The 15299-nt window shown below is 51.7% G+C and carries 8 protein-coding genes; 5 read left to right on the top strand and 3 right to left on the bottom strand.

Going from position 1 to position 15299, the window contains the following annotated elements:
• Positions 1–184 precede the first annotated feature (184 nt).
• The 3 genes from gyrA (at position 185) to JOY44_RS00365 (ending at position 5828) form a co-directional block, all read left to right on the top strand.
• Positions 185–2860 carry a DNA topoisomerase (ATP-hydrolyzing) subunit A gene (gene gyrA / locus JOY44_RS00375; protein ID WP_171571836.1) on the top strand — a complete coding sequence of 892 codons (2676 nt, stop codon included), beginning with the start codon at positions 185–187 and terminating at the stop codon, positions 2858–2860.
• Between the two features lie 184 nt (positions 2861–3044).
• Positions 3045–3632 (top strand): signal peptidase I, encoded by a 588-nt coding sequence (lepB, locus tag JOY44_RS00370; protein WP_171571834.1) that lies wholly within the window; start codon positions 3045–3047, stop codon positions 3630–3632.
• Between the two features lie 213 nt (positions 3633–3845).
• Positions 3846–5828: a hypothetical protein gene (locus JOY44_RS00365; RefSeq protein ID WP_171571833.1), complete on the top strand. Its 1983-nt coding sequence runs from the start codon at positions 3846–3848 to the stop codon at positions 5826–5828.
• A 53-nt stretch (positions 5829–5881) separates the two neighbouring features.
• On the opposite strand, the gene JOY44_RS31205 is transcribed toward JOY44_RS00365, so the two are convergent.
• From JOY44_RS31205 to JOY44_RS00350, 3 genes are all read right to left on the bottom strand, one after another.
• Positions 5882–8533 (bottom strand): tetratricopeptide repeat protein, encoded by a 2652-nt coding sequence (locus JOY44_RS31205; protein WP_197984843.1) that lies wholly within the window; start codon positions 8531–8533, stop codon positions 5882–5884.
• Positions 8534–8649: 116 nt separating this feature from the next.
• Positions 8650–10410, bottom strand: a complete 1761-nt coding sequence (locus tag JOY44_RS00355; protein WP_171571831.1) for an ABC transporter ATP-binding protein — start codon at positions 10408–10410, stop codon at positions 8650–8652.
• A 110-nt stretch (positions 10411–10520) separates the two neighbouring features.
• Positions 10521–11963, bottom strand: coding sequence for a YdcF family protein (locus JOY44_RS00350; RefSeq protein WP_171571830.1), 1443 nt, complete (start codon positions 11961–11963; stop codon positions 10521–10523).
• A gap of 112 nt (positions 11964–12075) precedes the next feature.
• Between JOY44_RS00350 and JOY44_RS00345 the strand changes: the two genes are divergently transcribed.
• Both JOY44_RS00345 and JOY44_RS00340 read left to right on the top strand, forming a co-directional pair.
• A complete protein-coding gene (locus JOY44_RS00345) occupies positions 12076–13515 on the top strand; it encodes a cation:proton antiporter (protein ID WP_171571829.1) in 1440 nt (479 codons plus the stop codon).
• Positions 13516–13887: 372 nt separating this feature from the next.
• Positions 13888–15261, top strand: a complete 1374-nt coding sequence (locus tag JOY44_RS00340) for an N-acetylmuramoyl-L-alanine amidase (RefSeq protein WP_242541696.1) — start codon at positions 13888–13890, stop codon at positions 15259–15261.
• The last annotated feature ends 38 nt before the right edge of the window (positions 15262–15299 follow it).

The following is a 15299-nucleotide window of genomic DNA, read 5'->3' as shown; positions in this document are numbered from 1 at the left end:
AAAGAGAGAATATTGGCAAACTCCCATCCCTTAAGGGCGATCGCGCCACGAAAACTAGTTCCCCATGATACAATCAATAGGCTGAAGGTCACCTTTTTGAGAACACAAATTCAGTTAAATTTGTTCGTTTTTCAAATGCTGTTCCTTTCGCGAAAATACTGAATCTCTCGGAGTCTTTCACACTATGACTTTTTCCCAGGAGCCGCCTCAAGATCGCATCGTCCCAACAGATTTACGAAACGAGATGCAGCGGTCATACCTGGAATACGCCATGAGCGTAATTGTTGGACGCGCGCTACCCGATGCTAGAGACGGGTTGAAACCAGTCCACCGTCGAATTTTGTATGCCATGCATGAGTTAGGCTTGGCACCCGATCGCCCCTTTAGAAAGTGCGCCCGTGTGGTGGGGGAAGTGCTAGGTAAATACCATCCTCACGGCGATACGGCGGTTTACGATGCATTGGTGCGGATGGCGCAAGACTTTTCCATGAGATCGCCCCTGATTGATGGTCATGGTAACTTTGGTTCGATTGATAACGATCCACCCGCCGCCATGCGGTATACCGAGTGTCGCCTGCGCCCCTTAACGCGGGATTCACTGCTGCAAGACATTGAATCGGAAACAGTCGATTTTGGCGATAACTTTGATGGTTCGCAGCAAGAACCGTTGGTATTGCCGTCTCGTATTCCTCAACTCTTGCTGAATGGGTCTTCTGGAATTGCCGTCGGCATGGCAACCAACATTCCGCCCCACAATTTGGGAGAACTAATTGACGGGCTGGTTGCCCTGATTCACAATCCCGACATCACGGTTCAGGAGTTGATGCACTACATTCCCGGTCCTGACTTTCCCACGGGAGGGCAAATATTGGGTTTGACGGGCATTCGCGATGCCTACAATACTGGGCGCGGTTCCATCATCATGCGCGGGGTTGCCAGCATTGAAACGATTGAACATCGCGGCAGACCTGATCGCGATGCCATTATCATCACCGAGCTACCCTACCAAACTAACAAAGCCGCGCTAATCGAGAAAATCGCGGAAATGGTGAATGAGCGCCGCTTAGAAGGTATTTCGGATATTCGGGATGAGAGCGATCGCGACGGGATGCGGATTGTCATTGAACTGCGGCGCGACGCCTATCCTCGCGTTGTCGTCAATAATCTCTACAAGCAAACTCCCCTCCAGACAAACTTTGGAGCTAACATGCTGGCGCTGGTGGATGCCTACCCGCAACTGCTCACCCTCAAGCATTTCCTCTCTGTTTTCCTAGATTTCCGCATCGTTACCATCACCCGTCGTACGCAATACCAATTGCGAAAAGCGGAAGAGCGAGATCACCTCCTGCAAGGGTTGCTGATTGCGCTGCTGAATCTGGATGCCATTATTAACCTGATTCGTGGTGCCGCTGATGCCCCCACGGCTCGATTGGAACTAATTGAACGGTTTGGTCTGTCAGACGTACAAGCGGATGCCATTTTGCAAATGCAACTGCGCCGACTCACTGCCCTAGAAGCCGAGAAGATTCAGCAGGAACACGATGATCTGCAAACTCAAATTGCGGACTTGCGGGATATTTTGGCACGTCGAGAACGGATTCTGACGATCATTGAAACGGAACTGGCTGCGATCAAAGCTGCTCATGCCACTCCTCGCCGCACGGTGATTGAGCAGTCTGAAGATGAGATCATGGATGCGGATCTGATTGCCAATGAACGAGCGGTAATTTTGCTGACCGAGCAAGGCTATATCAAACGGATGCCCGTCAACACGTTTGAATCTCAAAATCGGGCAACACGGGGCAAGTCAGGCACCCGGATGAAAGAAGATGATGCGGTAGAACAGTTCCTCGCCTGTCGTGATCACGATAGTGTGCTGTTTTTTAGCGATCGCGGCGTGGTTTACTGTCTGCGGGCCTATCAGATTCCGGTCAGTTCTCGGACTGCCCGTGGCACTGCCATCGTGCAGCTACTGCCCATTCCTCACAACGAAAAAATCACCTCCATCATTCCCGTCAGCGAGTTCAGCGAAGATGAGTATCTGGTGATGCTGACCAACAAAGGATACATCAAAAAAACAGCGCTCTCGGCGTTTGGTAATATTCGCGCCAATGGATTGATTGCCATCTCGCTAGAAGAAGCCGATCTGTTGCGTTGGGTTCGTCGTGCCCGTGCTGAAGACACCATCTTAATTGGCTCCCACTTTGGTAAATCGATTCACTTTCGGGCAAGCCACGATCAATTGCGTCCTTTGGGTCGTGCCACCCGAGGCGTGAGGGCAATGGCACTGCGCCAGGGCGATAGTTTGGTGGGTCTAGATATTTTGCCAAGCGAGATTGTAGAAACTCTTGCGGCTGATTTGGAGTCTGATGGAGGTGGTGAAGATGAGGTGACCTGCGACGACGCGACGGAACTGGAAACAGCACCTTCTGGTCCCTGGATTTTGACGGTGACTGCCTATGGCTATGGCAAACGGGTGCCCGTGACTCAGTTCCGCTTACAAAATCGGGCGGGTATGGGGATTGTGGCAACAAAGTTCCGCAAACCTGGCGATCATATGGCATCGCTGCGAATCGTGCATGAAGGCGAAGAACTGATGCTGATCACCAATCGTGGCATCATCATTCGCCAAGCAATTAATGCTATTTCTTGTCAATCCCGCGCTGCCTCTGGGGTTCGCTTACAGAGACTGGATGAAGACGATGAGATTGTAGCAGTGGCACTGGTGCCTGCTTCCGATGCCGAGGAAGATGCGCTGTTGGATGGGGACGTGGAAAGTGGGGAAGGGGAGATCGCGATCGCAGCCTCTCCAGTTTTAGAAGCGAGCACAGCAGCAGAAAGTGCAGCCGTGGAAGAGTAGTTCAATTCGCAAGGTGCGCTTAGACTTCTTTTGAATTTGGGTTTGGGCTATGGGTGCCCTTTGCTAGCAAATTACCAGCTGCCCAGTTGAAGCGGTCACTACTTTTCACACGGCCATCCCGATTTTGAGGTGCTTCAAAGCATAGAAGTTGCGCTCTGTGCCTACGCTTGCGACAATGGACCCTATGACTTCCGAAAAGACCTCCGAGCAAAAAACATCCCTGCCGATCCCTGTGGTCAAATCTCCTGCTCAGATTTGGTGGGACAACTTTCAAATTCTGTTTATTGCGCTGATTTTAGCGCTGCTAATTCGCGTGTTTGTTGCCGAGCCGCGCTTTATCCCCTCGGATTCGATGGTGCCAACTCTAGAAGTAGGCGATCGCCTTGTAGTTGAAAAAGTCTCCTATCGGCTTCATCCGCCAGAGGTTGGCGACATCATTGTTTTTGATCCGCCACCGCAACTCCAGAGCTTAGGGTTTGCTAAAGATCAGGCATTCATTAAGCGCATTATTGCCACGTCGGGTCAAACGGTTCATGTACTCAACGGCAAGGTGTATGTCAATAATCAAGCACTGACCGAACCCTACATTGCCGCGCCGCCCAATTATTTACTGGAGCCGGTGAAAGTTCCGCCTGGTCAATTTTTTGTTATGGGCGACAACCGCCCCAATAGCAACGACTCCCATGTCTGGGGCTTTTTGCCCAGTCAAAACATCATTGGGCGGGCAATGTTGCGATTTTATCCATTTGATCGAGTGGGTAGGGTGAAATAAGGTAAGTGATTATTTCCTGATATCTGGTTTCACTGATGAAAAAAGGAATCTTAGCGTCACTCATTTTTACAGCTAAAATAGCGCTGACTAGCTGTGTTTACTGATCATTGTTGCTGATTTGTAGGGCGATTCTTCTAAAAGATCTGCTTCGCGATTTTGCAAAACAGAAGTGAAATAGTGGCTTGGAGGGACTGACGGTAGGGAGGAGATGCTATGGTCGGCAAACAATCAAATCCGTTTGAACTAACCCAACCTGATAGCTCTAGCAACCCGGTGGAGTTAGAGGAGGAAAGTTCTCAGTTAACGGTGTCGTTAGAGAAAATCAACCGTTCCCCTGTCCCCTCGCTATGGTCTAGGATGAAATCCTGGCGTTGGCTGTTGGTTAGCGTCAGTATTTTTTGTGTGGTGGGCAGTATTAGTGCCGCTGCGCTGTGGTTGTTGACAACGCCGCCGCCTTCAGCCGACTGCCAAAAAATATCAGCGTTATCCACGGATATGGAGCAACTCTACTGCGCCCAAGAAGCGGCTCGGACTGGAAAGTTGCCCAAATTGCTAGCCGGAATGGATACCTTAAACCAGTGGACACCTGACCATCCGCTCTATCGAGAAGCACAGCGGTTGATTGCAGAATGGTCACAGCCCGTTTTGACAGCCGCCCGCGATCGCATTGCTCAAAGTGATCTCACCGGAGCGGTGGAACTGGCAAGCAGTATTCCTAAAACGAGTCCACTTTACCCAGAGGCCCAGGCAAACATCACAAAGTGGCAGCGATTTTGGCAGAAAGGGGAAGCGATCGCTACGGCTACCAAAACTGCTTTGAAGGCTCAACAATGGGAGATCGCCACAGCAAAAATTGGCTTATTGCGAGAGTTTACGCAAGACTATTGGCGCTATGAACGACCCAACGCTCTTACCCAACAGCTTGAATCGGAACAGCGCAGTCGTCGCTATTTCGCCCAGGCTCAAGACGTTGCAACGCTCAACCAGCCGGAGCAATTGGGAGCCGCGATCGCGGTGGCAAGCCGCATGGATACCACAACCTATGCCTGGATTGATGCCCAAAAATTACTGAGCCAGTGGAGCGAAACGCTCCTATCGTTGAGCTACCAAAATTGGGTCAAGGGTCAGCTGGCGCAATCGATGGCGCTGGCAAGGCTGGTGCTTCCAAATCCCAATCTGACCCAAACGGCACAAGATTTAATCTGGCTGGCTCAGGCACGCAGCCATTCTTTGGACAGCCGCACGACGCTGAAGCCAACGTTGCCCCAACTTTGGAACCTAACCGCCGCGATCGCTACCGCAGATTTGCTTCAGCCTGCCAGTCGCTACTATCCCCAAGCCCAAGCCAATTTAAAAAGTTGGAAGGCACAACTTCAAGATTTTTCTTTACTTCAGTTAGGCTGGGCAGTGGGCAGTTTGCCGCATCCGCAAGCGATTCAACTGGCTCTCTGGCAGGGGCAACAGATCGCCAGCGATCGCCCCCGCCGTGCCCAAGCCCAAACCCTGGTTGCATACTGGCAGCAAGAATTGCTCAAGTCTGAAGATTTGCCCTATCTTGCCTATGCCCGCAAACTTGCAGAAAAACGCTCGATTCCAGCCCTACAAGCTGCGATCGCTCAGGCAACTGTTATTAAAGCGGGTCGTCCTTTACACCCAGAAGCTCAAACCTTCGTTGCTGCCTGGACTGGAAACATCCAAACCATTCAAGACCAGCCCATCTTGGATCGCGCTTGGGCACTGGCATCCCAAGGAGATTTAAACGGAGCCATTCAAGCTGCGGCGGAAATTGCCCCCAAGCGATCGCTGTATGAGCAAGCTCAAGGCGCGATCTACAGTTGGCAAGCTGAAATTAGAGCAGCAGAAATTGCTCGGATTCAAGCGCAAGAAGCTGCGATCGAGCGTTCCCGCCGTTCCTTAAAAGAAACTCCATTAGCTCAACCAGATGAGCGCTTCCCGTCCAATTCTGAAGATTTAGCGCCAGAAGATGAAAATTTACCAGCCGATGAGCCTTTAACACCCGAAGACTCAGGTAGTGGTGCCCCCTATCAACCCTATACGCCACCGCCTCGCCGTCCCTTCACCTATCCCTCACCCGACAGCGCTCTCCCCCCGCCCGTGGAACCTGCCCCGCCGCCAACTGAGCCAGCCCCCCCGGTTTATGAGCCTTATGAACCTGCGCCGCCCCCAGTTCGGTAGTAGAAACAACGAATGACAATGGTAATAGGGATTAGCGATCGCCTTGGTGCCGCCTATGATTTTCGGAGGGGAAAGCGATCGCTGCCGTTGAGAAGTGCCTGAAAGCGAGGGTCAGAGCGGATTGAGTCAAAGTTGGTGTCGGTGGCTACCATCTCGTAGCATTTGTTGGGGGCAAGTTGGAGGGCGTGCTGCAAGTTATCAATGGCAAGTTCAACGTTGCCCTCTAACCCATGACAGCGGGCTTTGTTGTACCAGGCTGCGGGGTCGTCCGGTTTGATTTGCAGCGCCCGGTCAAAGCTGGCGATCGCGTCCTTGATCCGTCCTAGTTCTCCCAGTGTAATGCCCCGGTTGTTCCAGGCTGCGGGGTCGTCCGGTTTAAATTGCAGCGCCCGATCATAGCTGGCGATTGCCTCATCTGTCCGTCCCAGTTCTCCCAGTGTAATACCCCGGTTGTACCAGGCTTCATGGGAGTCCGGTTTAAATTGCAGCGCCCAATCATAGCTAGCGATTGCCTCATCTATGCGTCCCAGTTGTTTCAGTGCCACACCCCGGTTGAACCAGGCTGGATAGTCGTCCGGTTTGAAGTGTAGCGCCCGGTCATAGCTGGCGATTGCCTCCTCTGTCCGTCCCAGTCGTCCCAGTGCGTTGCCCCGGCTGAACCAGGCTTCGTGTTTGTCCGGTTTGATTTGCAGCGCCTGGTCAAAGCTGGCGATTGCCTCCTCTGTCCGCCCCAGTTCTCCCAATGCCACACCCCGGTTGAACCAGGCTGGATAGTCGTCCGGTTTGAAGTGTAGCGCCCGGTCATAGCTGGCGATTGCCTCCTCTGTCCGTCCCAGTCGTCCCAGTGCGTTGCCCCGGCTGAACCAGGCTTCGTGTTTGTCCGGTTTGATTTGCAGCGCCTGGTCAAAGCTGGCGATTGCCTCCTCTGTCCGCCCCAGTTCTCCCAATGCCACACCCCGGTTGAACCAGGCTGCGTGTTTGTCCGGTTTGAAGTGTAGCGCCCGGTCATAGCTGGCGATTGCCTCCTCTGTCCGTCTCAGTTCTCCCAGTGCGTTGCCCCGGTTGAACCAGGCTGCGTGGGAGTCCGGGCTGAATTGCAGCGTCCGATCATAGCTGGCGATTGCTTCCTCTGTCCGTCCCAGTCGTCCCAATGCAATGCTCCGGTTATACCAGGCTGGATAGTCGTCCGGTTTGAAGTGTAGCGCCCGGTCATAGCTGGCGATTGCCTCCTCTGTCCGTCCCAGTTGTCCCAGTGCGTTGCCCCGGCTGAACCAGGCTGCGTGTTCGTCCGGTTTATATTTCAGCACCTGGTCATAGCTGGCGATTGCGTCCTCTGTCTGTCCCAGTTGTCCCAGTGCATAGCCGCAGGCAAAGGACTCGGCAGCTACGGGATAAGTGGGATCTTGACTTGCCATCTGACCGAGTAACCGCAAGAGGCTGGGCAGATAGCGCCCCACATCCACCGCCTCCGTTTTCTTCGCCTCAATTTGCCCATCCTTCGGCTTAAGGATATGCTCTATAGTCACCAGGTAGCGCAGCGCGGGTCGCAAATGCCAACCCTGCCACCAGCGCCGCAGCCCACGCCCTGGCAGCAAGAGTTTGGCGGTTGCTTTCAGCATCGGTGCCGTCAACGACAGGTTTAAGCTGCTGAGTAACTCCACCGCATCATACCCATGCGCCACCAGCGGATAGCGTTGCACCGCTCTGTTATATTTCTGCCGCCAGGTCTGATCTAGCCTGGGTGAAAACTGCTGATCATTTACCGCCAAGCCCTGACTGTAGGCACCGTCCAGATTCGCCGTCATATTCCGAAAGGTGCCATCATTTCGCCGCGCAATCTGCTCATACTCTGCTGGCACACCGTCTAACCCCGCCACCGCCACACAGTCCGTCAACAACTTCACCAGGGCAACCGGCGACGGCTCTACCAGCAGGTAAGGCTTAAACTCACCCCAAAACGCTTTGTACTTTTCCCACTGGAGCTTCTGCCACGGGGTTGGTTTCCCTGGCTTATCGGGTTCCCGCTCATCGCGCGCGGTGGCAATCACTCGCACATGGTTCAGCTTGCACTGCGCCTCAAAATAGTCCAGCAATCGCGGCAACCGCTCCTGCATTGGCTCCCGCAGCGGACGCGCCAAATCTTCCCCCGCTTTGGGATGAATCTGATTCGGATTGCTCGCATCCATCCAGCGGTTCAGATCATCCAAGAAGAACAGCAGCTTATCGTCCTTGCTAATTTTACTCGGAAACCCCTTCGGCACATCCAGCCATTCTCCCGGTTGGTCATCCAGCTTTAGCACCGTCCAGCCTTCCTGGTTCAGCACATCCGCCAAGTGTGCCGCTTCTCGCGTTTTACCCAAGCCCGACTTGCCCAAAATCAAAACCCAGTTCTTCTCCACAAACGCTTGCTCTAGCTCTTGGCAAACAGCGCGATCGGGCTGGCGTTCTTGATAAGGAATTTTGTAGTCAGCTAGGGGGTTCTTCTCATCACCGCCCATAATCTGCTTCAGCAGGTCGGGGCTGCGCGGCTTAATCACCTCAAACGGGAAATCACCAGCGGGAATTTGGCGGATGCGCGATCGCCGTTGACGGTCCTGCTGCCATTTAACAAGTCCCGCAATCCCCGCGCTGAAGATGACCGCGATCGCGGCAAGCAGTTCCCACTTCTCGGTGATCAGCTTGGTAATGTCGGCAAAATTTGGCATCGACTAGAGGCATGAATGGAGCTTGCCCACAATCTTAGTCCGGAGGATTAGAGTCTGATAGAAGTGGTGTGATAGCACAGTGCCAAAGGCATATTACTCGTTGTATTCGCACTTTTCTATCGCAGTGCTTCCTCAAACTTTTGCTGTTCCCAAAGCGATTGGTACAGACCATTTTGAGTGATCAAAGTTTCATGGGTTCCCGATTGCACAATTTTGCCCTGATCCATCACAAAAATCCGGTTTGCCATGGCGGCGGCAGACAGTTGATGAGAAATGAAGATCACAGTTTTGCGATCGCTGCCTTCAGAAAGATTCTTCAGAATTTGGGTTGCCGTCTGATTGTCTACACTGGAGAGAGAATCATCGAGAATCAAAATCGGCGCATCAATGACTAGGGCACGTGCCAAAGCAGTTCGTTGTCTCTGTCCGCCGGATAACGTAATGCCTCGTTCACCCACGACCGTATCGTATTGCTGGGGAAAGTTGAGGACTTCATCATGAATTTGGGCTTGTTTAGCCGCGGCTAAAACCGCTGATTCCTCCGCATGAGGAACGCCGTAGCGGATGTTGTTGCGAATGGTTGTGCTGAACAAAAAGCTTTCTTGAGGAACGTAGGCGATCGCGCCACGCAGATCGTGAATCCGCAGTTTAGTAATGTCATAGCCGTCGAGAAATAGCTGATTGGGCGCTATCTCTAACAGGCGAGGTAAGGCATTTGCCAGCGTGGATTTACCAGACCCAATCGGACCGACGATCGCCACAGTTTCTTGAGGAGACACGCGAAAGCTGACATTATCCAGCGCGGCATGAGATGAACCGCCGCCAAATGAAGGATAGGTAAAAGTGAGATGTCGAGCAATCAATTCTCCCTTCACCTGCGATCGCTCGAGAGACAAAGCACCCACTGCATCTTGAATTTTGGCTTCCACCGTCAAGATCGATTCAATCCGGTCAATACTCACCTCGCCCCGCTGATATGCCGTGATCGTGAAGCCCAGCAGCGCCGTTGGAAATACTAGCCGCTCCACATACAGCAGCAGGGCAACAAAATCGCCGACTGAAATCGACCCATTGCTGATTGCTCCCACTCCAAACCACAGCACCACCAGCAAACTCACACTCGCCAAACCCCGCAGTGCTGAAAATAAAACGGTGCGCGTTTTTGCCAAAGTCAGGTTTGCCCCCAGCAAGTCTTGATTGAGTACTTCAAAGGCTTGCCGCTCATTCTCTTCTTGGGCATAGATTTTGACCAGATTAATGCCGCTCATGTCTTCCTGAATCAGTTCACTGATGTTGGAGAGTTCTTCTTGAACGGTTTGCTGCTGTACCCGCAGGCGATCGCCCGATATCATTACTACCACTAGCATCACCGGATAGACTGCAAGTGCCAGTAAACTCAGCCTCCAGTCAATCGACAACATCACCGGCAGCGTCAGCGCATAGGCGAAAATTAGATTTGCCAAACTCAATACCGCAAAACCCAACAACCGTCGGATATTATCTACATCGCTGGTTGCCCGATTGATTAAATCTCCCACCGTATTCGCTGCAAAGTAGGACGGTTCTAGCGTCAGAAAATGAGCAAATAGCTTTTGCTTCAAATCAAATTCGACCTGTCGCCCCACCCCAAACAGTGCCACCCGCGACACCATTCGCGCCACCCACATAAACGATGCCAGCACAAATGCCAACACCACGAAATACAACACCTGGTTTAAGTTAAAAGCAACCTGCACCTTGTCGATCGCATCGCGAATCAACAAAGGTATGTACGTGCCCAACAAATTCACGATAAATAGCGAACCCACTCCTAGAGCAGCGCCTCGCCAGTGAGGGCTTAGATATTGCCCTAGCTTTCGCAATCGAGATTGAGCCATGAGGATTACAGCCAGGATTCAGTAGAGAGGCTTTCCTATCCTAAACGAATCAGGTAATTGCTGAGCCACACCGGAAACTTCAGGCATTAAACTGTTCGCACACAACCTCTTTACCATCTTTGACCAGGAGATTCAGTTCTACTAGGAGATTCATTTTCACCATAGGTTCCAGTCTCGCCAGAAGTCCCAGTTCCACCAGCCGTTCCACCAGAAGTCCCAGTCTCACCAGAAGTCCCAGTCTCACCAGAAGTCCCAGTTCCGCCAGAAGTCCCAGTTCCGCCAGAAGTCCCAGTTCCGCCAGAGACTCCAGTCTCGCTAGATGTTCCAGTTTCGCTACGGATTCTAGACCTACTCTCTGGAACTTGTTGAGGCAGCGGGCAGCGCGGATTTAGAACTGTAAGAGGTTTGATCCAACCGCGCAAAAAGTAATACAGCGCATTGAGATATTCCTGAAATGCCTTAGAACTCAGCCAAAAAGCATCCACTGTCGGTAAAATATCGGTAATTAAGACATCCCGTTCAATTAGATCTCGCCCACTGGCAACGCGACGCAGCGAGTCAGGTGTGGGAATGCTGAAGAAGTCGGTTGGGCGCACCCCAATACAGCTTTCATCAAATACTCGCTGAAAGGTAAGCGCTGCCCGGTTCATATTTAGTGCGCTGCCAACCAAAATAATTTGCTGACCATAGTTAATTTGCCGCTCTTCCAGCAGTTTTTTCACCTCTACAGCACTGCTGTGAATGTTGCCATTGTTGTGATCCAGCAGAATGTCATCTTCCGGAATGTTGAAGGTGCGAGTCAGCATTGTTTGAATATCCCGCGCTTCGCTAATATCTTCGCGATTTTCTCCCTCTTTTTTGATCCGATCCGCTCTACGTCCCGCGCTGACCGCAATTAATGTGTCTATACCCCGGCCAACTTCTTCTCGATAAAGCTGGGCAGCATAGACAATGCGATCGCCTGCCTCAGTCATTTGAATCGGTAACTGACTGAGCACCTCAAATTGAAATGGTGTAACGGGTCGTTCTATTTTAGGTGGATTAGTTGGTGGTGTATCTCTGCGGGGTTTCAACTGTAACCGGGTTGTATTTTGCCCCAACAGCACAATTACCTGACTCGCTCCTGGATCTAAAACCCGAAGTGGCGCAATTAACTCAGTGGCTTCTATTTCTAACTCCTGGGCGAGCCAATATGACACGACTGGAAGGCTGCCGATCGCCAGCAAAACCAGCCCGATCATAATCAATCGTTTTGCCCAAACTGCTTTCACTGCGCCTAGCAGAATTGCCGATAATAGAATCATCCCCAAGCCAAAGGGAGTCAGCGGAAAGGAAAGCAGCCGCCACACGATCTCCAAAATGCTGCCCGGTTCATCAATTCCGCCCCTAAAAAAGGACAACGCAATCACTGACAGAAATAGCAGCAGCACCAGTAAACCCAAAAACTCTTTCTTGAGAATGTTTTGGAGAAAATACCAGATGATGAACCCAACAACGATCCACAGCAGGATCTGAGTAAGCAGCAAAAAAACATCAGTGAGAAGTAGAACCATGACCCTGCTGCTAAACTTCCGTCGCTAGCTATTCTAGAGCAGCGTATTGCTTGCGATCGCCCAAACTGGTCTTACTATGTAACAAAGTTTATCCAACCAACCCACGGACGACATGTATCCCGCAGAATTACTGGTCAACTTACTTCATTCAGTTGCTTTCTCTGGATCTTCTGATTGGTTCTCTTTATTTCCGATTCAGTTACCTTCAATTCAGCCGTTATTTGCCACTGTTGCCGCCACTGACACGCCCCTCGTGCTGGCAGGAATGCTTTTAAGCCTGGTTGTTATCTATGTGAGTAGCAAAATAGGTGGTGAACTGTGCGATCGCATCAACCTCCCTCCGGTTCTAGGAGAGTTGGTGGCGGGAGTCGTGGTCGGCATTTCTGCCTTTGATATTCTCGTCTTTCCAGGAACCGGAGAAGATGGCAGCGGCTCATTGATCATGACTCTGCTTAAACTAACTTCCACTATTAGCCCAGAAGCGGTCACATCTATCTTTGAAGCGCAGAGCGAGGTCATTTCCGTTTTGGCAGAGCTGGGCGTGATCATCCTTCTGTTTGAAATCGGTTTAGAGTCCGATTTGAAGGAACTGCTGCGGGTAGGTCCTCAAGCAACACTCGTCGCTGTAGTTGGAGTGGCAGTTCCTTTCGCTCTGGGAACGACTGGCTTAATTTTGCTATTCCATACCCCTTTGATACCCGCAATTTTTGCAGGAGCCGCTCTCACTGCAACCAGCATCGGCATTACAGCAAAAGTACTGGCAGAAATTCAGCAGCTTACCTCTAGAGAAGGGCAAATCATCATTGGGGCAGCCGTGCTGGATGATGTCTTAGGCATTATCGTGCTGGCAGTGGTTGCAAGTTTGGCGCGGGAAGGCACTGTTGAAATTGGCAAAGTGGTTTATTTGATTGTGAGTGCGGCTACTTTTTTGGTAGGGGCGATTTGGGTAGGGCGCTTACTGATTCCAGTGTTTGAATCGGTGGTAGAAGGGATGAAAACACGAGGGCAATTGCTAATTTCAGCATTAGTCTTTGCGTTTACCCTGGCATATATTGCCAATGTGATTCAGCTTGAAGCCATTTTAGGATCATTTGCAGCAGGACTAATTTTGGCAGAAAGCCAACGGCGACGGGAGCTGGAGGAACAGATTATTCCGATCGCGGATATGTTCGTTCCGATCTTTTTTATCGTGGTCGGTGCCCGTACTGATGTCAGCGTCCTCAATCCATTTGTGCCAGAAAATCGGGAAGGATTAATTGTGGCAAGCTTCTTGGTAGTGGTTGCCATTTTGGGCAAAGTTGTGACTGGGCTGGCGGTATTTGGGCAACCCGGCATCAATCGACTGGCGATCGGCATTGGCATGATTCCTCGCGGCGAAGTAGGCTTGGTCTTTGCGGCAGTCGGTTCAGCCAGCGGTGTAATTTCTAAATCGCTCAACGCCGCCATTGTCGCCATGGTGATCCTCACGACCTTTGTGGCTCCTCCCTTCTTGCGGCTTGCCTTTACGACATCCAGCGCCACGGCTGAGATCAGCGAGGAGAAAGCAGAGTAGGGGTGAGAGAGATCAAGGTTTTGGGTGTAGGGACGTAGTGCAGCTATTCTGACCCCAAACCTTTGCACTTCCAAAAAACGGCGATCGCTCTAACAAACATCGAGTATAGTTGGTCGCAGCTTTCTGTTAAAGCTCGCCTAGCAATCGGTTCAGCTTAAACATGAGTTGTCATGTTCAGACTAGGCTGTCCTGCTGCGTGAAATTAAATTGTTCACCTAATACTCTTTCGTCTCTGCACCGTGGCACCGTGACAAATTTAAACCCGTGGTTGTGAAATTTTTCGCCTCACTCATTCGTTGGTTCAACTCTCAGCAGCAGTCTCGTAGATTCGATCAGTTTTCTTATTTCTTACTGGTCTCCCTTTTTTCAATATTGGTAGCTGCTCCTGCAAAAGCGGCTCGGTTGGAATCTTGGCGATTTAATGCCAGCCAGAACCAGCTTGAAATCACAACCGATGAGGGAGTGCAGCCAAAAGCTCAACTGGTCTCTGACCCGACTCGGCTCGTGATTGATCTGCCTGGAATCGTGCTAGGTCGCCCCGTCATCAATGAATCGATGAGTGGAACGGTGCGATCGGTTCGGATTGGGCAATTCGATCGCAATACCACTCGTATCGTGATGGAACTGGCACCCGGTTATACCCTGGAACCCAGCCAGATTAAGTTTCGGGGCATCACTGATCGTCGTTGGCTGATCAAACTTCCGACCCCTCAGCTAGCATCCACTTCTACGCCGCCGATTGTTGTAGCGCCCAAAGTACCCACTGCACCCTCTCGCTCTGCTGAATCTGAGATTGCCGCGATCGAGTCAGTGGAACTAAACGGCAGCAGCAATCAACTGATGATTCAAGCAAGTAAACCGATTCGGTATACCTCCCGCTGGGATCGTTCCTTGGCACTTTATCGGATTGAAATCAGTCCGGCGCAATTGAGTAACTCGGTAAAAGGACCGCAGCTAGGATCGGGCGGCCCAATCTCACGGGTAAAACTGCGGCAAGAAAATTCGCAAACTGTTGCAGTGTTAATCCAGCCGGCAACCGGAGTGGAACTGGGACAGGTGAATCAGCCTAGTCAGCGATTGGTCACTTTAGAACTTCAACGAGCGCGTTCACTTCAGTCTGCTACTACAGCAGCGCCACGGGCGATGAATGTCTTCAATCCAGCCGTGGCAACCACGCAATTACCGCGATCGCCCAACGGGAGGATGGTGGTGATCATCGATCCAGGGCACGGCGGACCTGATCCGGGCGCGATCGGCATCAACGGCCTTCAGGAAAAAGGAATTGTGCTAGATATTGGCAATCAGGTAGCGGTTTCCTTACAGCGCCAAGGGATTCAAGCTCTACTAACCCGTGCCGATGATCGCGATCTCGACTTAGACCCTCGCGTCCAGATGGCTGAACAGAGCAATGCAGCGGTGTTTGTGAGTATTCATGCAAATTCGATCAGTCTCAGTCGCCCGGATGTTAACGGACTCGAAACCTACTACTACGATTCCGGCAGAGGGCTGGCACAAACCATTCATCAGAACGTTTTGCAACTCACGGGGGTCGGCGATCGCGGCGTTCGCAAAGCACGTTTCTATGTCTTACGAAAAACATCCATGCCATCTGTTTTAGTAGAAGTGGGGTTTGTCACCGGACGGGATGATGCATCCAGATTATCAAATCCGGCTTACCGAACTCAGATGGCAGACGCGATCGCTCGTGGTATTTTACAATACCTGCAACAAGCGGCGGGGCTGTAATCTTTTAAGGTAATAGTCGCGATCGTGCGTCTAGGTGT

Origin of the sequence: Leptolyngbya sp. Cla-17 (assembly GCF_016807185.1) — a bacterium.
Lineage (GTDB): Bacteria > Cyanobacteriota > Cyanobacteriia > Leptolyngbyales > Leptolyngbyaceae > ULC077BIN1.
Note: the sequence above shows the minus strand (reverse complement) of the source record. Positions and strands in the feature narration are given on the sequence as shown.

Bases quoted from the DNA above. Each gene is read 5' to 3' on its own strand.
- gyrA (WP_171571836.1), top strand. From the start codon at position 185: ATGACTTTTTCCCAGGAGCCGCCTCAAGATCGCATCGTCCCAACAGAT.
- lepB (WP_171571834.1), top strand. From the start codon at position 3,045: ATGACTTCCGAAAAGACCTCCGAGCAAAAAACATCCCTGCCGATCCCT.
- JOY44_RS00365 (WP_171571833.1), top strand. From the start codon at position 3,846: ATGGTCGGCAAACAATCAAATCCGTTTGAACTAACCCAACCTGATAGC.
- JOY44_RS31205 (WP_197984843.1), bottom strand. From the start codon at position 8,533: ATGCCAAATTTTGCCGACATTACCAAGCTGATCACCGAGAAGTGGGAA.
- JOY44_RS00355 (WP_171571831.1), bottom strand. From the start codon at position 10,410: ATGGCTCAATCTCGATTGCGAAAGCTAGGGCAATATCTAAGCCCTCAC.
- JOY44_RS00350 (WP_171571830.1), bottom strand. From the start codon at position 11,963: ATGGTTCTACTTCTCACTGATGTTTTTTTGCTGCTTACTCAGATCCTG.
- JOY44_RS00345 (WP_171571829.1), top strand. From the start codon at position 12,076: ATGTATCCCGCAGAATTACTGGTCAACTTACTTCATTCAGTTGCTTTC.